Consider the following 19,739-nt stretch of genomic DNA (forward strand, 5'->3'; position numbering starts at 1 on the left):
GTTCCTAAGCGACGGGCTGCTTCTTCCCGACATCTGCCGCTGCGTCCTTCGGCGCAGCTTTGCGGATCAATCCCGGCGCAGCGGCAAGGGTTGCTGCCATCGTGCCGATCCCGGCCACAGCCAGAGTCCCGGCACCTCCCAACAGCGCCACAAGTGGAGCACCTGCTGTGGCCCCGAGAAGCGTAGCTCCGTTATTCAGGGCACCGATCGAGGAAAACGCCCGACCAAGTATGGAATGGTCAAGCCGGTCATGGACGATGCTCCTGATTGCCAGGGCCTGCAACGAGTTGGCAGCGCCGGTGAGCAAGAAGCCCACAAAGGCCAGGACGATGCTGTGTCCCAGTGCCACCGTGAGCAGAGCCGCTCCCATGAGCATGCCGGACCAGAACAACATCCTGGGCTGTTGAGCCACCGGAACCTTCGGGGCAACGAACGTCGCCGCCAGGAACCTGCCCAGCGCATGAACAGCAACTATGCCGCCGTAAATGGTGGCCGAGGCCTGGAGATCAGTGCGGACGAAGTAGATTTGAGCCACCGTCAAGAGCGCAGTGAAGATGATCGCGCCGGCAAGAGAGAGCGTCGCTGTTCTCACGAGAGCGTCTTTGCCCACAGATTGCGGGCCTGCGGCAACTTGCTTGAACCATGAGGGCTGTGTCGGACGCTTGTTCTCGGGCGGATACCTACGCACTCCGAGCAGCACGATGACCGCGGCGACAAGCAGGAATGAACCCGCGTCGATCAGCAGCACGATGCGGCTACCAAGTTGGTCCACGAGAACACCGGCCAACAACGGACCCAAGACGATGCCCATGCTGCGGAACGTCTCCATTCGCGCAAAAGCCGTCATCGGCTCAGCACCTGGTTTTTGGACCTTTGGAACGAGGAGGGTCATGGCCGGACCATCGATCACAGAGACAACCGAGGCCACCCCAAGAAGTACCAGCAACCCAGTGACATCGGAGGTAAACGCAATCGCTATGCCAATGCAACCACGCAGCGTCAGCGTCGTTGAGAGGATCTTCGTGGTCTCGATGCGGTCAAGCCACGGCGCGACAAGAGGCCCCAACACCACGCTGGGAAGAAGGCTCAACACCAACAGCAATGTCACAGTCCAGGTCGATGCACCAGCGCTCTGGAAGGCCAGCATCAGCGCCACAGTCGTCATGGACGCGCCCACGCTGGACAGGCCCTGGCTGAATGCCAGGAGGTTCAACTTCACACCGCTGCCGGTCCGGGATTTCAGGGTTTTCACTCAATCTCAACTCTCTCAATGGATGACCATCGAGCCGAACTCTACATGCTTTTTCAGAAACGAAATTGTCATATCGAAAGTTAGTCAATTTCTTTGACTAACTTGAGTTCTGTCTCCTAGCCTTCCTCTGGGGGGCCGGTTGGCTCACTTTCATCAACCGTTAGGAACGCACATGACAGACGTAATGGACTACACCAATGTGAAGCGCGAGATCGTGGCTATGGGCGGATCAGTACCCAGCCGCATCCGTGGCCGCAAGGCTGTCGCCCACTCCAAGATTTCCATCACAGTCCCATCAGATGCCGCCATGGAGAAGTGCCTGGCTGAGCTGGCTGCGTCCGATGACCGTCTGGCAGAGACGCCGGCGGCCTACGACTGGACGTTCGTTGAGGCTGAGACCCGACAGGGTGTCGAAGGCGGCAAGGTTGACTTCGGAGTTGTCTGGTATGACATGGACTTCTTCGAAGAGAAGAAGGACATCTACCTTGGCAAGCACCACCTGCGCATGTTTGCCGGCTTTGGTGTCAACGAGAGTGACGTCGAAGTTGACCACTTCCGCAAGGTGGCCTAACCACTGACGAAGATAGGCAGGGTCTGAATTTCAGGCCCTGCCTATCTTGTGCCTTCCAACAGCTGCTTGACCACGGCCGACAGCCACAGCAGGTACACATGACCCGGACAAAGCATCCAGATCAACCCGCATTGCACTTGGATCGTCAAGCTCCTAGAGCCTGACCGGCCAGATCTTCGCCACGGCAGCAGTAAAGCGATAACCATGTAGCTGGCCTTCTCGATTCGCTTAAGGATCAATGGTCGCACTCCGTTGCGTGCGGCGAGACTTCATTGAGACCCATCAGGTCGAAGTCAAAACCGCTGCTCAGCAGGCCTTGCCATTCTCAGCCGCTGCTGGAGCCGGCCAGAGGGGCGGGCCGGGTGCGGGGAAAGGTTGCTCAGACGCCCAAACAACCAATCATTGTTACTAACAGGGGTGTGTCATGCCTAGGCCAAGAACGTGGTCAGCCAAGGGAAAGGTGGCCCGCGGGCCAATGAACACACCCATTACCCCATAGAACACTTTGGCACCCGAGACCGCCGTCAAGTGAGTCATTCCCGTAGTCTTCATTGCCGCCTCCAGGCTTTCCGGCAGCGCGCTGGTATCGCCCGTCACCATTCCAGGGAGCAGCCCGGACGCGTCCGGAGGCAGCCAGTCAGCAGCGGAGACAAACCCTTTCCGCACGTCGGCCGCTGCCTGTCGGGCATCGAACCCGGATCCGGTAACGACGGGGTCAGAGGACGCGCTGAGAAGCGCAGCTTCGGATTGCCCTTCCCGCACCTGTTTCAGCGTTCCGGTTGTTCTGACTCTCTGCCCCGCCCGTACATTCCGCCAGGCAGCACCGCCCGACACAACGATGCCGGCAGTTCCACGTATCACGTTTCCCTTGGACGTGAGATGAACCAGACCCGCATCCACCATCCACCTGTCGTCACTTGAAGGCGCAGGTGCAGGCGCCGGTGTGGGGCTGCCCGTAATGAGAAGGTGAACGACGACCCCCTCATCGGCGGACATCGCCGGGGCCAGTGGTCCGTTCTCACGGTTGTCGGCGATGACAGCACAATGAACCGCAACAGCGGCGCCCAGGACACACGCGAGGGCCAGGGTGGCCCACAGTGTTCGGGGCCGCACTCCGGACGGCCCCTGGCGATGCCCCACCACCAGGAACACTCCGCCAAACAAGCCCAGTGCAACCGCCACCACAGCCGACCAGACCGCATCCATGCGGCCACCTGCCAGCGCTGCAGACCACGTCACCACCACCACCGGCACGAGCCTCAGGTCTATGCGTTTTCCCACTTCCGGACCTCCCACGGACTCAGCCACCCTCCACCGTCACAAGGTCTTTGAGGGACTCCATGAGCTTGGGCCCAATCCCATCAATGGCATCCAGTTCGTCCACCGAGGCGAACGGTCCATGGTCTTTCCGCCAGTCCAGAATCCGCTGGGCAGTGACGGGCCCCACCCGGGGCAATGTCCCCAACTCCTCCAAAGTGGCAGTGTTAATGTTGACCTTCGTGGCCCCGCCGCTGGAACTGCCAGTGCCAGTACTGCCAGCAATCGCAGACGGGGCGCCCCGCGGGGCTTCCCCCGCTACTGGAACGGCAACCTTGGCTCCATCGCTGAGCACCTCGGCAAGGTTCAGCCCGCCGAGTTCGGCGTTTGGCGCTGCACCCCCGGCGGCCTCAATGGCCTGGAAGACGCGGCTACCCAGCGGCAAAGTGACGACGCCGGGCTGCTGCACGGCCCCCGCCACGTGAACAATCAGGCTCCCCTGGGACTCCGAACCCACTGGTTGCGGCGATTCTGACGAACCCGGCACAACGGGACCAACAGACGTGGAAGAATCCAACGGTTCTGATGTTGGCTGGCCCAGGGAAGACTGCCATAAATGCCACGCGATGAGGCCTGCCCCTACCACCGCCAGGAGTACCGCTGCGCGCCAAGGGGCACGCCATCGAAGACGGGATCTGCGAAGGAGGTCTCCGGGGTCTTCCTCGTCGCCAACTGGAACAGAAGGATAATTGTCCGGCAACTCCAACAGCGGAGAAGCCAGGGTCTCTCCGGCCAATCGGGAGGTAAAGCGCTGCCGTGCTGCCGTCGCTGCGGCATCTAGGGACGAATCCCGGTTCCAGCGTGGCATGAAATGAGCTTATGGCCGGCGCCGCAGGGTCAGTCCGCCCCACATGGGCTATGTGGATAAACAGCCGGATGATCATTCCGTTGGAGTGCTGCTCTCCCCCACAATGACGGCCAGAACCCCCAGGCCGGCATGAGCCGCCAGGACGGCAGGCAAGGCACTGATTTGTGGCGGCGGGCAGTCGGGGCATTTCTCGTTCAGCCGGGCGGCCAGGGCTTCGGCCTCCATCTGGTTGCCAAAGTGGTGTACTGCCAGGCGCTGCTGTCCGGCCGGGCGGGAAGCAACATCCGCTGCAACGATCTCCTCCAAGCGAGCCACGGCGCGCACGGCGGACCTGACCTTTTCCAGCGGAACGATCTTGCCGCCGTCGACGGCCAGGATGGGCTTGATGGCGAGGACCGTACCCAACAGGGACGCTGCGGCACCGATCCGCCCACCACGGCGTAGCTGTTCCAGGCTGGGCACGTAGAAGTAGACCTTGGTGCGCTCCATGCGCCGCTCGGCGAAACCACGGACTTCGGCAGCCTCTTGCCCATCGGCAGCAGCAACCACGGCACTTTGGACCCCCATGCCCTGCGCCATGCCCACCGTGCGGGAGTCCACCACTTCCACCGGAATGCTGACGCGGGCCGCAGCCAGTCGGGCAGCATCGGCGGTTCCGGAGAGCTCGGACGAAATGTGGATGGACACCACTGACTCGAAACCGCGACGCTGGGCAGCGAGGTAGGCCTGCTCGAATTGTCCGGGTGATGGCCGGGACGTTTTCACCGAGGCACCCGAGGCCAGGGCCAGCGATAAAGTCTGGGTGATGTCGTCTTCGCCCTCGCCATAAATTTCGTTCCCCACCATGACGGGCATGGGAACAACAGCGAGCCGTCCGTCGGCGGTAAACGCCGAGACCCAGTCCGAGGGAAGCGCAGCCGCCGAATCCGTGACGACTGCTGTCTTGACGACGGCGGCCAACGGTACGTCATCTGCTGGGACCGGCGCAGTGGGCTGCCTAAGGCGCGCCACTCTTTCCTTGAGCCATATCCATGCGGGTGGTTCTCGCTCAGGCACGCAACCTCCAAAGATGATGGCCGGCCGCCGGCAGACTGCCGGCGGCCGCATTGTCCCTGCTAGGCGGGGACGATGTTCACCAGTTTAGGTGCCCGGACGATCACGGTCCGGATGCCGCGACCGTCCATGGCACGCTGGACGTTTTCCGAAGCCAGGGCAAGTTCCCGCAAGGCGTCCTCAGTGATGTCAGGCGACACTTCCAGGCGATCGCGAACCTTGCCCTGCACCTGAACCACAGCGGTGACGGTATCCTGCACCAGCAATGCTTCGTCGTGCTTCGGCCAGCCTGCATTCGCTACGGAAGCAGGGTGGCCCAGGGTGTTCCACAGGTCCTCGGCTGTGTACGGAGCAAACAGGCTCAGGATGACCGCTACGGCTTCCACCGCTTCGCGTACGGCGGGGTCTGCGGCACCTGCGCCGGAATCAATGGTCTTGCGGGTCGCGTTCACCAACTCCATCAGGCGGGCCACCACGACGTTGAACTTGTTGTTGTCCAACAGTTCCGCGGCATCGGCGATGGTCTTGTGCGTGACAGTGCGCAGTACGCGGTCGCCAGCAGCCGGATCCACACCCGGCTCGCTGCTGACGTCCTGGCCAAGCCGCCAGGCCCGGGCCAGGAACTTGGCAGAACCCGACGGCGAAACGTCGGCCCAGTCGACGTCGTCTTCCGGCGGGGAGGCGAAGACCATGGTGAGGCGCACGGCGTCGACGCCGAACTTGTCCAACTGCTCGCCGAGGTCCACACCGTTGCCGAGGGACTTGCTCATGGCCTTGCCGCCGTTGAGCACCTGGCCCTGGTTGAGCAGCGCCGAGAACGGTTCATTGGTTTCGATCAGGCCGATGTCCTTGATGACCTTGGTGAAGAAGCGGGCGTACAGCAGGTGCAGGATGGCGTGCTCAACGCCACCTACGTACTGCCCGACCGGCATCCAGTTGTTGATCTTTTCAGGATCGAACGGGCCCTCGGTGTAGTCCGGGGACACGAAGCGCAGGAAGTACCAGGACGAGTCAACGAACGTATCCATGGTGTCGGTATCGCGCTGCGCAGCGCGGCCGCAGTTGGGGCACTCAACATTGACCCACTCGACGGCGGCGGCCAACGGGGAGGTCCCCTTGGGCGAGAGCGCCTCACCCCGCAGGTTATCGGGCAACCTGACGGGCAACTGGTCATCGGGGACGGGAACTTCGCCACATTCGCCGCAGTGGATGATGGGGATGGGCGTACCCCAGAAACGCTGACGGCTCAGCAGCCAGTCACGCAAACGGAAGTTGACGAATTTTTCGCCGGTTCCCAGCTTCTCGAGGATCTCGATCGCTGCCGGAATGCCCTCGGACTTGGACAAGCCGTCCAAGTCGCCGGAGTTCTTCAGTGTGCCTTCGCCGGCAGTGGCCACGCCGGTCTCTGCGGGATCTTCGGCGCCTGTTTCCACCACTGCCCGGACGGGCAGGTTGAAGGCCTTGGCGAAGTCGAGGTCGCGCTGGTCATGCGCAGGCACGGCCATGATGGCACCCGTACCGTAGTCGGCCAACACGTAATCAGCGGCCCATACCGGGAGCTTCTCGCCGTTGAGCGGGTTGATGGCGTAACGGCCGGTGAAGACGCCGGTCTTCTCGCGCTCGGTGGACTGGCGCTCAATTTCGGAGAGCGCCTTGACCTTTTCGCGGTACGCCATGAGTTCGTCGTGCTGTTCCGGAGTCACCAGGTCCAGCGCCAGATGCGCATCTGCTGCAACAACAAAGAACGTTGCGCCATAGAGAGTGTCAGGACGGGTAGTGAAGACCGCTACTTCGCGCTCGGCACGCTCTTCCGTGGCTTCGATGACGAACCGCACGTGCGCGCCTTCAGAGCGGCCGATCCAGTTGCGCTGCATGGCCAGGACACGCTCGGGCCAGTGGCCTTGCAGCTGGTCCATGTCCTCCAGCAAGCGGTCAGCGTAGTCGGTGATCTTGAAGTACCACTGGTTCAGCGACTTCTTGGTGACGGGTGTGCCGCAGCGTTCACAGGCGCCGTTGACAACCTGTTCGTTCGCCAGGACGGTGAGGTCCTTGGGGCACCAGTTGACCGGCGAATCCTTGCGGTAGGCCAATCCGCGCTCGTAGAAGCGCTTGAACAGCCACTGCGTCCACCGGTAGTACTCGGGATCCGAGGTGTGGATGCGCCGGGACCAGTCGGCGGAGATGGCGTATCGCTTGAACGACGCCGCCTGGGTGTCGATGTTCGCGTAGGTCCACTCGCTGGGGTGCGCGTTGCGCTTGATCGCGGCGTTCTCCGCGGGGAGGCCGAAAGAGTCCCAACCGATGGGGTGCAGGACGTCGAAGCCCTTCTGGCGCAGGTATCGCGCCACCACGTCGCCCATCGCGAATGCTTCGGCGTGGCCCATGTGCAGGTCACCGGAAGGGTAGGGGAACATGTCCAGCACGTAGCGCCGTTCCCGCGAACCGTCGTCGGCAGGCGTGAAGACCTTGAGGTCTTCCCAGACTTGCGGCCACTTGGCTTCCATCGCCGCGAAGCTGTAGACGCCCTCTTCAGGCGCTTCAGCTGCGGCTGTCTGTGCTGTTCCGGTCTCTGTCTCCGGCTGAACGCTCACTGCTGCCCTCTTCTGTTCTTCGATGGCGGTTTTGCCTCCTGCTGCGGTCCCGGATTGCCCCGGACACACAAAAGCCCCTCAACAATGGAGGGGCGGCCGCACGGCTGATAAAAGCCGGGCGGCTAGCTAAGCAGAAGGATCTCACGCATACAAATACCTTACCCCACCAAACCCGTGGGCCGGGTGCAAGACGTCCGTACGCCCAAGAGGTTCCGGGGACTCCGCGCCATGGTGTGGCGGGCACCGCGAAGCGGGCGGGCGGGAGTCCCCGGAACCTCTGTCGAGGTCAGACTACTTAACGTCCTCGTCGACCCAGTCCATTGATTTGGTCACTGCCTTCTTCCAGAGCCGCAGCTGACGCTCCTGCTCTTCTGCCGGCAGCTGCGGTTCCCAGCGCGTGTCTTCGTTCCAGTTGGCGCTGAGCTCACCCAGGTCCTTCCAGAATCCGACGGCGAGACCCGCCGCGTAGGCAGCGCCGAGGGCCGTGGTTTCCACCACCTTGGGACGGACCACCGGTACGCCCAGGATGTCTGCCTGGAACTGCATGAGTGCCTCGTTGGCGACCATGCCGCCGTCGACCTTCAACTCGGTGAGCGGAACACCCGAGTCCGCGTTGACGGCGTCCAGCACCTCGCGGGTCTGGAAGGCAGTTGCTTCCAGCGCGGCGCGGGCAATGTGGCCCTTGTTGGCGAAACGGGTCAGGCCGACGATGGCGCCGCGGGCGTCCGCGCGCCAGTACGGCGCGAAGAGGCCGGAGAAGGCGGGGACGATGTACACGCCACCGTTGTCCTTGACACCCGCAGCCAAGTCCTCAACTTCCGGAGCGGAGCTGATCATGCCCAGGTTGTCGCGGAGCCACTGGATCAAGGAACCGGTGACCGCGATGGAACCTTCCAGGGCGTAGTGCGGCTTGGCGTCGCCCAGCTTGTATCCCAACGTGGTGAGGAGGCCGTTCTTGGAGTGAACAATTTCCTCGCCAGTGTTGAAGATCAGGAAGCAGCCTGTGCCGTAGGTGTTCTTCGCTTCGCCGGCCTGGAAGGCTGCCTGGCCGAAGGTGGCCGCCTGCTGGTCGCCCAGGATGCCTGCTACCGGAGTTTCCCGAAGGAGCTGGGAGGTGTGGACCTGGCCGTAGACCTCGGAGGAGGACTTGATGGCCGGCATCATGGAGGCAGGAACGCCAAAGACGTCCAGGATTTCCTGGTCCCATTGGAGCGTCTCGAGGTCCATGAAGAGGGTGCGGGATGCGTTGGTGACATCGGTGACATGGACGCCGCCGTCCACACCTCCGGTCAGGTTCCACAGAACCCAGGCGTCGGTGTTGCCGAACAGGAGGTCGCCGGCTTCCGCACGTTCGCGGGCACCGTCGACGTTGTCCAGGATCCACTTGATCTTGGTGCCGGAGAAGTAGGTGGCCAGTGGCAGGCCCACCTTTTGCTTGAAGCGTTCGAGCCCGCCGTCCTGGGCTAACTGGTCCACGATCGGCTGGGTGCGGGTGTCCTGCCAGACGATGGCGTTATAGACAGCCTCACCGGTGTTCTTGTCCCAGACAACCGCAGTTTCACGCTGGTTGGTGATTCCGACGGCGGCGATGTCGTGCCGCGTCAGGTTCGCCTTGGACAGGGCGGAGGCAATAACTTCCCGGGTGTTGTTCCAGATTTCGGCGGGGTTGTGCTCAACCCAGCCAGCCTGCGGGAAGATCTGCTCGTGTTCCATCTGGCCGGTGGAGACGATGTTGCCGGAGTGGTCGAACACGATGGCGCGGGAGCTGGTGGTGCCCTGATCAATGGCGATGACGTATTGATTCATGGTGACGTCCTTGTCTTAGTGATGGTCGTTGCTGGTTACTCAGTGGTGATTGAGGGTGTGTGCGGTTGGTACGGGCAGGATCAGCCGGCGACCGCAGGCATGATGTCGGGAACCCACAGAGCTACGACGCCCGCAAGTGCGCCGCCAACCAGCGGTCCAACAATGGGGATCCAGGAGTAGGCCCAGTCGCTGCTGCCCTTGCCCTTGATGGGAAGGAGGGCGTGCGCGATGCGGGGGCCGAGGTCACGTGCAGGGTTGATGGCGTAACCGGTGGGGCCACCGAGGGAAACGCCGATACCGACAACGAGCAGTGCCACGGCCAGCGGGCCGAGTCCTGAGGGGGTACCGCCGAAGGTCAGGATGACGAAGACCAGGACGAAAGTGCCGATGATCTCTGTGACGAGGTTCCACGGGGTGGAACGGATGGCGGGACCGGTGGAGAAAGTACCCAGCTTGTTGGCTGCCAGGGGTTCTTCATCGAAGTGCTGCTTGTATGCGAGCCAGCAGACAACCGCACCCAGGAAGGCACCCAGCAGTTCAGCGCCGAAGTACGTCAGGGTGGACGCGAAGGTGACGGCTACGTCCGGGGCATACTCTGCCTTGCCGTTGACCAGCAGGCCCAACGTCACGGCCGGGTTCAGGTGCGCACCGGACTTTGCAGCCACGAAAACGCCCGCGAAGACCGCAATACCCCAGCCCCACGTCACCATCAAGAATCCAGCGTTGTTGCCCTTGGTGCCTTTGAGCGCAACGTTTGCCACGACGCCGCAACCCAACAGGGTCAGCATCATGGTTCCGAATACTTCGGAAAGGAAAACAATTCCAAGAGACATCTTTGACTCCTCATTTTTCTGTTATCAGCCCCCTCGCGGGTGAAGAGGCCGTTTGGGACGGTTCCGCTCTCCGGAACCGTCCCGGTGTGGTGGTCCCCTGTCGGGCCCACCTACCCCATTCCGCCCCTGCCGCACGTTGGGACGGTCAAGCTGTTTCCGCTGCTTGGGCTCAGGCTACGAGACTGTGCACGTCAACCTTGTGGAACCGCTGCAGTACTTCCTGGGCGTGGCGGATTTCTGCTTCACGGGCGGCAGCATCCCAGCCGAGCGGTTCGGCCAAGGCGGCGGCAATTTCGTTCAGCAGCTCACCGGTGACCAAGCCACGGAACGCCAGGGACGTCCTGCGGATAAGGACGTCCACCAAGTGCCCGATCTGCTCATGCTCGGCCATGAACTCCAACTCACGGACGCTGAGTTCACGCGTTGACCGCAATGGCTGGTCATGGCCTGCGTTGAGGTACGCGATCACCGCGTCAGCCCGCGTACCGTAGCGGGTCAGCAGCCCGGCAACCCGGTCAGCGTCCAGGCCCGGACCCATGTGCTTCTTGATCCATTCCTGTTCGCCCTGTTCAGTGGCAGGGAAGCCGGCGCCGCCGCCGATGGCGAGTTTCGCCGTCGAGACTTTGCGTTCCATGCCGAGTTCACGCAGGACGTCGTTGGTCATGTGCTCGGCCAGGGCGCGGAACGTTGTCCACTTGCCGCCTACCAAGCTGAGTACGACGGCGGCCTTACCGCCTGGCGTGGCTACCGCACCATCGCCGGTGCGGACGCTGCGCTCGATCCGGTAGTCCCTGGAAACGAAGCCGGGCTGGGTTTCGTCGTGACGGGGCAACGGACGGACGCCGGCGAAGCTGTAGACAATCTGGTCCCGCTCCACCTTGATGGTGGGGAACACGTGTCCTACCAGGTCGAAGAAGTAGTCGATCTCTTCTTCGGTGCACACGGCGTCTTCGGACATGTCCGCGTCGACGTCGGTGGTGCCCACCAGGACGCGGTCGCCCATCGGGTAGATGAGGACGATGCGGCCGTCGGTGTGTTCGAAGAAGATCTCCCTGCCGTTGCAGGCGGCAAGAAGTTCCGGGTGGTCAAGGACAATGTGGGAGCCCTTGGTTCCGCCCATGAACTTGCTGACGGCACCCATGGCCTGGTTGGTGAGATCCACCCAGGCGCCTGTGGTGTTGACGATCACGTCTGCCTGGAATTCAAATTCCTTGCCGGTCAGTTCATCGCGGAGGAGAACCCCGTCCGCGCCCATGGAAACGAGTGACACATAGTTGCTGGCTCGGGCGCTTCCACCTGGAAGTCCGCCGCCCAGGCCTGCCTTCTCGCCATCCTGAAGGACATCGAGGGTCAGGCGTTCGGGGTTGTGGACCGAGGCATCAAAGTAGGTTGCCGCGTACTTGACCCCCGAGTGCAGCTTGGGAAGCTCGGCCAGGGCCCGGGTCCTTCCACGGAACTGGTGGCGGGGCACACTTCCTCCGTCACGGGAGAAGAAGTCATACATGCTCAGGCCAACCTTGATGAGGAATGCGCCGCGTTCCTTGGGCTTGCCCTGCTTGTGGGTGAGGAAACGCATGGGTGCGGAAAGGATTCCGGAGAAGGTGCTGAAGATGGGGATGGTGGTCTGGAGCGGCTTGACGTAGTGCGGTGCAATGCGCAGGAGCCGGTTGCGCTCCACCACGGATTCCTGGACCAGGCGGAACTCGCCATTTTCGAGATAGCGGATGCCACCGTGGATCATGTGCGAGGAAGCACCACTGGCACCTTGGCAGTAGTCGCCGCGTTCAACAAGCGCCACATCCACACCTTGCAGGGCCAGGTCGCGGAACGTTCCTACACCGTTGATGCCGCCGCCAATGATAAGTACCTTGGCCGAGGGCCGCTCCTGCAGCGCAACGACGGAGTCGCGCTCTGTGTGCCGTGAGGTACCGGAAATCCTGTTGTGTCCCAAAACTGCTCCCTTGGGCTTGGTTCGTGCGCCGCGCCACTCGCTGCTGCACCGTTCACCACTAATCTTGCGAAGGTGGAAAATGGAGTCAAGCTATTTGCACAAACGTGCAGGAAGGAAATGAGATGGCACGATCACGTCACTCGGATGCGCTCCGGGCTGCACAGATGTATTACCTCCAGGACCTGACCATGGACGCCATCGCCCGGGAGCTGAGAACGTCCCGGTCCACGGTGTCCCGGCTGCTGTCATCGGCACGCGAAACCGGCCTTGTGCAGGTACAGATCAGGAGCCCTTTTGACACCGGACCCGAACTGGAGAGCCAGATCCGCAACCAATATGGAGTGGACGTCCATGTGGTTCCCGTGTTGGACACGCTCAACGAAGCAGAGACCCTGGACCGCGTTGCCATGCAGGCCGCGCGAACAATAGGCCCCCTGGTGGACTCGAACGCCATCATCGGCGTGGCCTGGGGTGCGACGCTGAGTGCGGTCAGCCGGCATCTCACGCGGAAGGTGACGCACGACAGCATTGTGGTCCAGCTCAACGGTGCTGGAAACATGCAAACCACCGGCATTACCTACGCCAGCGACATCATGCGCCGCTTCGGCAGCGCCTACGGTGCACGGGTGGAGCAGTTTCCTGTTCCGGCATTCTTTGATCATGCATCCACCAAGACGGCCATGTGGAATGAGCGCAGCGTTCAACGCATTCTTGATCTGCAGGCACGCATGAGCATCGCTATATTCGGCGTGGGTTCGGTGGATTCGGACTATCCCAGCCACGTCTATGCCGGCGGTTACCTCGATGAACGCGACCTCACCATGCTGGCCGCCGATGACGTGGTGGGCGACGTCGCCACGGTATTTTTCCGCAGCGATGGATCGTCGGACGGCATCACCCTCAACGAACGGTCCACGGGCCCCAGCCATGAGCAATTGCGGCAAGTCAGGCGCCGCATTTGCGTGGTGTCCGGTGCCTCCAAGATCAATGGACTCCAGGGAGCACTGGCCGCCGGGCTGGCCACGGACCTCATTTTGGACGAAGCCTCGGCCCGGCGACTTGTCAGTTTCAATGGCCACTCCTGAAGCATTCGTGCAAGGAATGGGTAGAGTCTTTGCTATGAGATTCCCGTCCCGGCAGACATTGAACAACGGCGTACAGATGGACAGCCTGGGATACGGACTCTATAAAGTGCCCCCGAAGGACGCCGAAGCCCTGGTAGCCACAGCCCTGGGTGAGGGGTATCGGCGCTTTGATACGGCCGCGATGTACGGCAACGAAGTCGGCGTCGGACGAGCCATCGGCGGCGCAGTCGGAGATGCCGCGGAAGCCAACAGGGGAACGGGCGGTTCCGGAGAATCCGTTCACACCCTTGCACGGGAGGACCTCTTCGTCACCACCAAGGTCTGGAACGATGACCACGGCTACGACGCCACCCTTCGCGCCTTCGACACGTCCATCTCAAACCTTGGGCTCGACTACGTGGATCTTTACCTCATTCACTGGCCCTGTCCCCGACGTGGACTGTTGGTGGAGACGTGGAAAGCCATGGAGACCTTGTACAGGGAAGGCAAAATCCGGGCCATTGGTGTTTCCAACTTCCAACCCGGCCACCTGGACGATTTGATGCAGAAGGCCGAAGTAGTCCCGGCCGTCAACCAAATCGAGCTGCACCCCTGGTTGCAGCAGACCAGGTTGCGCACCTTGCACGAACAACTCGGTATACGCACTGAGGCGTGGAGCCCACTGGGCAGAGGGCAGGTACTGGCGGATCCGGCCATCATCCGCCTGGCGGAGAAGTACGGCAGGACTCCTGCGCAGGTTGTTCTCCGCTGGCATCTCCAACTGGGGAACCTGGTCATCCCGAAAGCAAGCTCTGCAGGCCGTATCAAAGAGAACTTCGCCGTTTTTGATTTCGAACTCGACGCCACGGACATGGACGGCATCGCAGGGCTTGAGCGGCACCATCGAACCGGATCGCATCCGGACAACGTGAATTAGGAACAGCTGCATGGAAAAAGTGGACACCGCCAACTCCCCCGAAGGAACACAGGCCCCTGGCACATTCTTCAGCGAGGCCCTTCCAGGGCGGACTGTAGCTTCGGACATTGATGTTGACGGCAGCAACGTGGCGTATTGGACGTACGAACCGGTCACCGTCACCCCCAAAACCCGTACCATCCTGGTGATCCACGGATTCCGGGGAGACCACCACGGGTTGCTCCGGGTGGCCGACCAGCTCCCGGAAATGCGGATCATCATGCCGGACCTGCCGGCCTTCGGAAGCTCCGATCCGTTCGTTGATGATGAGCACACTGTTGAACGCTACGGTCAGTTCATTTCCAGCTTCATGTCAGCGCTCGGCCTCGGGCCAAAGACCGTGTTGCTGGGCCACTCCTTCGGCTCGATCGTCGCCAGCCACTTCGCAGCGACGCACCCACACGCCATCTACCCGCTGATCCTGATCAACCCCATTGCCGCGCCCGCGCTGGAGGGTCTAAAGGGCATCATGACCAAGCTCGCTGTGCTGTACTACCAGGCGTCGGCCAGGCTTCCGCGCCCCCTGGGACTCGCAATCCTTCGCAACCGGGCGATCGTGCGCATCATGAGCATCACCATGGCCAAAACCAAGGACAAAGCCCTGCGCCGTTTCATCCACGGCCAGCACGACGCCCACTTCAGCGCCTTCGCCGACAGGAAGAGCCTGCTGGAATCCTTCAAAGCCTCCGTCTCAGGACACGTGGCCGAGGTTGCCGAACAACTCACCCTCCCGGTGCTCCTTGTGGCCGGTGAAAAAGATGAGATCGCCACCCTTCCCAACCAGTACAAACTCATGGAGCGCCTTCCGGACGCGAGGCTGGAAGTCATTCCCGGCGTCGGGCACTTAATCCACTATGAGACGCCGGTCCCGGCGGCAGAAGCCATCCGCACCTTCCTGGAGGAACATCCCGCGTGAAAATTGTCATCGACGCCCGCTTTACCAGGACGGACCACCACGATGGCATCAGCCGCTACGGTTCAAGCCTCATAGCCGCAACATCCAGAATCGCCGACGTCACCATGCTGATCAGCGATAAGCGCCAACTTGCCCTGCTGCCGGACGTCCCCTACGTGCTCGTCAACAGCCCATTGTCACCCGTCGAACTCTTCGTAGCCCGCAAGGTCAATCCCCTCAACGCCGATGTGGTGGTGTGCCCCATGCAGACCATGGGCACCTTCGGCCGCCGGTACGGACTGGTGCTCACACTCCACGACCTCATTTACTACCAGCACCCGACACCCCCTGGCTTCCTGCCCGCACCCGTGCGTTTGCTGTGGAGGCTGTACCACAAGGCCTACTGGCCGCAGCGTCTCCTGCTGAACCGAGCAGATATCGTGGCCACCATCAGCCGAACCACTGAAGCGTTGATGGCCAAATACAAACTGACCAAACGGCCCGTCCGGATAGTCGGCAATGCCCCTCAGCCAGGTCAGTCGCCGCGCGACCCTGGCTCCGGCGCAGATAAAACTCTTCTCTACATGGGTTCGTTCATGCCGTACAAGAACGTAGAGACGATGATTCGGGGAATGGCCGGATTGCACGATTACACCCTGCACTTGCTCAGCCGCATCACCCCGCAACGTCAGTCTGAACTTGAGGCTATGGTTCCCACCGGAGCCAAGGTCCAGTTCCACAACGGCGTCACCGACGCCCAGTACGACGAACTGCTGCTGAGGGCAACTGCCCTGGTCAGTCTCTCCCGCGCTGAGGGGTATGGCTTGCCGTTGGTGGAGGCCATGGCACTGGGAACCCCTGTCATTGCCAGCGACATTCCGATCTTCCGTGAAGTGGGCGGAGACGCTGTCAGCTATGTGGACCCCGGATCACCTACGGAGTTCGCCGGCGCTGTGGCTGCGCTCGGTGACGACGCTCTCTGGCAGCAGCGCTCCCGCCAGTCCGTTAAGCGGGCATCCGAATTCACCTGGGACGAGTCGGCGCGGCAACTGCTTGCTGCAGCCGAGGAAGTCGTGGCACTGCGCAAACGCCGGGCCTAGGGATCCCCTAGAGGACGTCCACGCCGTCCAGGCGAAGTTGTACTGGACCCGACGTGCGCTTGGCGGCGCTGGCAGCCTTCACGGCCCGCAGGGCACGCGTGGCTTCCGCAGCGTCGCCGTACGGCAGGAAATACAACGTCCGGACGTCCTCATCTGCCTCGCTGGAGGCGCCCTGCGAGGCCCCTGGGTAAAGCTGAACCGGCGCAGGACCGGCCTTCCGGAGCTTGTTGCCCGACGGCAACGTCGCGGTAGCTTCAAAGGCATCCGCGAAATGCCCGACGTCGGCCCTGGTACCGGTAATTGACGCCACCCGCACCGCTGGGGGCAAATGGAGTTCTTTCCTCAGCGCCAGTTCCCGTGATGCGAAGCCCGGCGCGTCCCAGCGCAGCAGCGCACCCGTGGCGACGGTATCGTCAGCCGTGATCACCACGAGGCCCCCCTCGTGGGCAGGTTTGACCAGGGCGGCAGCATTGAACCAACGCCTGACAGTGTCCTCCCCCGCCCGGAGGTTTTCCCTCCGGAGCAGCGAGTTGCCGTCCAACAGCAGAGCGGCAGCATAGCCCCCTGGAGCCACCGGCTCGGCTCCCACGGTTGCCACCACAAGGGCAGCAGTATCGGGAACTGTTGCTTTGATGTGTTCACCGGAGGAAGTCACCACAGCCTTGCCAGGGAACGCACGGCCCAATTCCTCTGCGGTGCGCATGACGCCGACTGCGCCACGACGCAGCCGGGTTCCGCTGCAGTGGGTGCATCTCCACTGGGGCGCCGGTGTGGAGCACCACCTGCACGCAGGTATGGCTGAGCCGCTGGAAACCGCCAGCGGCCCTTGGCAGGCGTTGCAGCGGGCCAGTTCCCGGCACGTCTCGCAGACCAGCGACGGCGCATATCCGGAGCGTGCCACCTGGACCAGGACAGGCCCGCGCTCCAAGCCTTCCTTGGCCGCACGCCACGCCGAGCCCGGCAAACGGGCGATCCGTGCCAGGGGATCCCGTTCCTGCTCGAAACTGTCGGCGGTGTTCAAGACCCGCGGAACAGTCGAACGCACCACGTTTCGTGGCGCTTCAATGGGTACGGCCCACTGCATCTCGACCAGACGATGGAGCTCGGTGCTGCGGCTATGGGAAGCCATGAGGCACGCGGCGTTCTCCTGCTCGGCACGCAGCAGCAAAACTTCCCGGGTGTGCGCGTACGGTGCCCGTTGCTCAATGTGGAGATCGTCACCGTCATCCCAGCACACCACCAGGCCAAGGTCGCGTACGGGCGCATAGGCAGCCGAACGTGTGCCGATGGCTACCCCGGCGGATCCATTCAGCAGCCGAAGGAAGTTCCGGTAACGGGGGGTCTGCCCGTCGTCCGCGGTGAGCCGTGCGACGTCGGACTTCGGCAGGACCCTCTCCAGTGCGGCTTCCAGTTGCTCCAAGTCCCGGTAGTCAGGCACGACCACCACGGCGCCCCGTCCCGAGGACCGCACCGCAGCAACGGCGGAAGCAACAAGTGCGGGCCACCCGTCCGGACCGAAACCCTGAAGCGCCGTGAGGACAGCCTTCGGCGAGCCGCCACTGGCGAGGTGCTGCAAAAAAGGGGCCCCGTTGGAGTACGAAGCCCATGCGTGGGCATCACTGTCCGGCGCCGGATCCACCACGGCCTCATCTGAATCTCCGGACAGCAACTCCTTCTCCACCTTAGCGATACGGGGAGGAACAGCAGTCCGAAGGACATCGCTCAGTGTTCCGGCGTATCTGGCAGCAACCCTGGCCGCGAGCTCTGCAATGGCCGGGGTAAGGACAGCTACCGGCGAGACGACTTTGTGCAGGGCCGTCAACGGGTGAGCCGCGTCGGAGGTCGCGCGCCGCTCTGTGATGTAGCCGTTCAGTTCCTGGCCGTTGAACTTGACCTTGACCCTGACCCCGGGGGCAGCCGCTTCGGCCAGCACAGCTGGAACACTGTAATCGAAGGGCCGGTCCAGGTGGGGCAGGGAGGACTCCAGAACCACGCGGGCAACGGGGTCCGTTTCTGCCAGGGGCGGGCCGTTGACGGGCAGGCGGTCCGGGAAACCTTGCAGCAGCGAGGGTTGAAGCAGGGACGGCTGGGCCTCGGGTCCTGCCATGCACTTCACCTCCAACTCATCAAGCGGAAAACCGCTGCGCGTCACCAACGCAGATGCCCGCAGCAGGATGGAACCCGCTGCGGGCATCTCACTGGCACCAGCCAATCACGGGCCACCGACAAAGTAGTAACCCCGGATGGCACCGGCAAAATCGACAAAGCGATCAGGCGTTGAAATATTCCTTCAGGTCAGCAACCCGGTCCAGACGCTCCCAGGTGAAATCGGGCTCGTCGCGGCCAAAGTGTCCGTGGGCTGCCGTCTTGGCGTAGATGGGCCGCTTGAGGTCCAGGGCATCGATGATGGCGCGCGGACGCAGGTCGAAGAGTTCGTCGATGGCCTCGCTGATGCGGGCCGGGTCCACGGTCTCCGTGCCGAACGTCTCAACGTACGTCCCGACCGGGCGGGCCTGGCCAATCGCGTAGGCAATCTGGATTTCGGCACGCTTGGCCAGTCCGGCGGCCACCACGTTCTTGGCAACCCACCGCATGGCGTAGGCAGCCGAACGGTCAACCTTGGACGGATCCTTGCCTGAGAAGGCGCCGCCGCCATGCCGGGAGAACCCGCCATAAGTGTCGACGATGATCTTGCGCCCCGTGAGGCCTGCATCGCCTACCGGACCGCCGATGACGAAGGCACCGGCCGGGTTCAGGATATTCGCCGTGCGCGAGAGGTCCAGGCTTGACGCAGCGAGGACGGGGTCGATGACGTAACTGGCGAGATCGGCCCGAAGCTGCTCAAGGCCAGCTTCCTCGGCGTGCTGGCTGGAAATCACCACGGTTTCAACGGAAACCGGGCGGTCGCCGTCGTACCCTACGGTAACCTGCGTCTTGCCGTCCGGGCGGAGGTAAGCCAATTCGCCGTTCTTGCGCACTTCGGTGAGCCGTTCGGACAAGCGGTGGGCAAGCCAGATGGGCGTGGGCATGTAGGAGGCTGTTTCATCACTGGCGTAGCCGAACATGATGCCTTGGTCGCCTGCACCCTGGAGATCGTAGTCATCCTCCTGGCGGCCTTCGCGGGCCTCGAGGGAGTTGAACACCCCGCCTGCGATGTCGTTGGACTGCTGGCCGATGGACACCGAAACACCACAACGGGCACCGTCGAAGCCGTTGGCTGAAGAGTCATATCCGATGCCGAGGATAGTCTCACGGACTATCTGCGGTATCTCTACGTAAGCGTCGGTAGTGACCTCACCAGCCACGTGCACCAGGCCGGTGGTGGCCATGGTTTCAACGGCCACGCGGGACTCAGGATCAGCGGCCAGCAGAGCGTCAAGGATGGCATCGCTGATCTGGTCGCAGATTTTGTCCGGGTGCCCTTCAGTGACCGACTCGGAAGTGAAGAGCCGGAGCTTGGACGGGGTGCCATGGTGTTCATGGTGCAGCGGTAAAGTCACTCGACCACCTTACTGGGTTGCG

At 62.6% G+C, this 19,739-nt stretch carries 15 protein-coding genes; 5 read left to right on the forward strand and 10 right to left on the reverse strand.

Annotated elements, in window-relative coordinates; all coding sequences use genetic code 11:
* Positions 1–4: 4 nt before the first annotated feature.
* Positions 5–1,252, reverse strand: a complete 1,248-nt coding sequence (locus tag ABQM86_RS11735; protein WP_369744492.1) for an MFS transporter — start codon at positions 1,250–1,252, stop codon at positions 5–7.
* A 172-nt stretch (positions 1,253–1,424) separates the two neighbouring features.
* Between ABQM86_RS11735 and ABQM86_RS11740 the strand changes: the two genes are divergently transcribed.
* Positions 1,425–1,823 (forward strand): hypothetical protein, encoded by a 399-nt coding sequence (locus tag ABQM86_RS11740; RefSeq protein WP_369744493.1) that lies wholly within the window; start codon positions 1,425–1,427, stop codon positions 1,821–1,823.
* 408 nt (positions 1,824–2,231) lie between these two features.
* Here the strand turns inward: ABQM86_RS11740 and ABQM86_RS11745 are convergent, their stop codons facing one another.
* From ABQM86_RS11745 to ABQM86_RS11775, 7 genes are all read right to left on the reverse strand, one after another.
* On the reverse strand, positions 2,232–3,104 hold the full coding sequence (locus tag ABQM86_RS11745; RefSeq protein WP_369744494.1) for a ComEC/Rec2 family competence protein: 873 nt from the start codon (positions 3,102–3,104) through the stop codon (positions 2,232–2,234).
* A 19-nt stretch (positions 3,105–3,123) separates the two neighbouring features.
* Complete coding sequence (locus tag ABQM86_RS11750) at positions 3,124–3,948, reverse strand: helix-hairpin-helix domain-containing protein (protein ID WP_369744495.1); 825 nt, start codon at positions 3,946–3,948, stop codon at positions 3,124–3,126.
* Between the two features lie 72 nt (positions 3,949–4,020).
* A complete protein-coding gene (locus ABQM86_RS11755; protein ID WP_369744496.1) occupies positions 4,021–5,055 on the reverse strand; it encodes a DegV family protein in 1,035 nt (344 codons plus the stop codon).
* Between the two features lie 8 nt (positions 5,056–5,063).
* A complete protein-coding gene (gene leuS, locus ABQM86_RS11760; protein ID WP_369744497.1) occupies positions 5,064–7,592 on the reverse strand; it encodes a leucine--tRNA ligase in 2,529 nt (842 codons plus the stop codon).
* A 291-nt stretch (positions 7,593–7,883) separates the two neighbouring features.
* Positions 7,884–9,398: a glycerol kinase GlpK gene (gene glpK, locus ABQM86_RS11765; protein WP_369744498.1), complete on the reverse strand. Its 1,515-nt coding sequence runs from the start codon at positions 9,396–9,398 to the stop codon at positions 7,884–7,886.
* A gap of 80 nt (positions 9,399–9,478) precedes the next feature.
* A complete protein-coding gene (locus ABQM86_RS11770; protein WP_207593651.1) occupies positions 9,479–10,231 on the reverse strand; it encodes an MIP/aquaporin family protein in 753 nt (250 codons plus the stop codon).
* A gap of 169 nt (positions 10,232–10,400) precedes the next feature.
* Positions 10,401–12,182, reverse strand: coding sequence for a glycerol-3-phosphate dehydrogenase/oxidase (locus tag ABQM86_RS11775; RefSeq protein ID WP_369744499.1), 1,782 nt, complete (start codon positions 12,180–12,182; stop codon positions 10,401–10,403).
* 122 nt (positions 12,183–12,304) lie between these two features.
* Between ABQM86_RS11775 and ABQM86_RS11780 the strand changes: the two genes are divergently transcribed.
* From ABQM86_RS11780 to ABQM86_RS11795, 4 genes are read left to right on the forward strand one after another with little or no spacing between them, the layout of a single operon-like run.
* Positions 12,305–13,267, forward strand: coding sequence for a sugar-binding transcriptional regulator (locus ABQM86_RS11780; protein ID WP_207593653.1), 963 nt, complete (start codon positions 12,305–12,307; stop codon positions 13,265–13,267).
* A 34-nt stretch (positions 13,268–13,301) separates the two neighbouring features.
* Positions 13,302–14,183 (forward strand): aldo/keto reductase, encoded by an 882-nt coding sequence (locus ABQM86_RS11785; RefSeq protein WP_207593654.1) that lies wholly within the window; start codon positions 13,302–13,304, stop codon positions 14,181–14,183.
* Positions 14,184–14,193: 10 nt separating this feature from the next.
* Positions 14,194–15,138, forward strand: a complete 945-nt coding sequence (locus ABQM86_RS11790; RefSeq protein ID WP_369744500.1) for an alpha/beta fold hydrolase — start codon at positions 14,194–14,196, stop codon at positions 15,136–15,138.
* Entirely contained in the window at positions 15,135–16,217 is a 1,083-nt protein-coding gene (locus ABQM86_RS11795; RefSeq protein ID WP_369744501.1) for a glycosyltransferase family 4 protein, read from the forward strand. Before ABQM86_RS11790 ends, ABQM86_RS11795 begins: the two co-directional genes overlap by 4 nt.
* 7 nt (positions 16,218–16,224) lie before the next feature.
* Here the strand turns inward: ABQM86_RS11795 and ABQM86_RS11800 are convergent, their stop codons facing one another.
* Positions 16,225–18,324 carry a primosomal protein N' gene (locus tag ABQM86_RS11800; protein WP_369744502.1) on the reverse strand — a complete coding sequence of 700 codons (2,100 nt, stop codon included), beginning with the start codon at positions 18,322–18,324 and terminating at the stop codon, positions 16,225–16,227.
* Between the two features lie 163 nt (positions 18,325–18,487).
* Entirely contained in the window at positions 18,488–19,717 is a 1,230-nt protein-coding gene (gene metK / locus ABQM86_RS11805; protein ID WP_089595220.1) for a methionine adenosyltransferase, read from the reverse strand.
* Between the last annotated feature and the right edge of the window lie 22 nt (positions 19,718–19,739).

Source organism: Paenarthrobacter sp. AMU7, assembly GCF_041200195.1.
Taxonomy (GTDB): domain Bacteria; phylum Actinomycetota; class Actinomycetes; order Actinomycetales; family Micrococcaceae; genus Arthrobacter.

Bases quoted from the DNA above. Each gene is read 5' to 3' on its own strand.
- ABQM86_RS11740 (WP_369744493.1), top strand. From the start codon at position 1,425: ATGACAGACGTAATGGACTACACCAATGTGAAGCGCGAGATCGTGGCT.
- ABQM86_RS11750 (WP_369744495.1), bottom strand. From the start codon at position 3,948: ATGCCACGCTGGAACCGGGATTCGTCCCTAGATGCCGCAGCGACGGCA.
- ABQM86_RS11755 (WP_369744496.1), bottom strand. From the start codon at position 5,055: ATGCGGCCGCCGGCAGTCTGCCGGCGGCCGGCCATCATCTTTGGAGGT.
- glpK (WP_369744498.1), bottom strand. From the start codon at position 9,398: ATGAATCAATACGTCATCGCCATTGATCAGGGCACCACCAGCTCCCGC.
- ABQM86_RS11770 (WP_207593651.1), bottom strand. From the start codon at position 10,231: ATGTCTCTTGGAATTGTTTTCCTTTCCGAAGTATTCGGAACCATGATG.
- ABQM86_RS11780 (WP_207593653.1), top strand. From the start codon at position 12,305: ATGGCACGATCACGTCACTCGGATGCGCTCCGGGCTGCACAGATGTAT.
- ABQM86_RS11785 (WP_207593654.1), top strand. From the start codon at position 13,302: ATGAGATTCCCGTCCCGGCAGACATTGAACAACGGCGTACAGATGGAC.
- ABQM86_RS11790 (WP_369744500.1), top strand. From the start codon at position 14,194: ATGGAAAAAGTGGACACCGCCAACTCCCCCGAAGGAACACAGGCCCCT.
- ABQM86_RS11800 (WP_369744502.1), bottom strand. From the start codon at position 18,324: ATGGCAGGACCCGAGGCCCAGCCGTCCCTGCTTCAACCCTCGCTGCTG.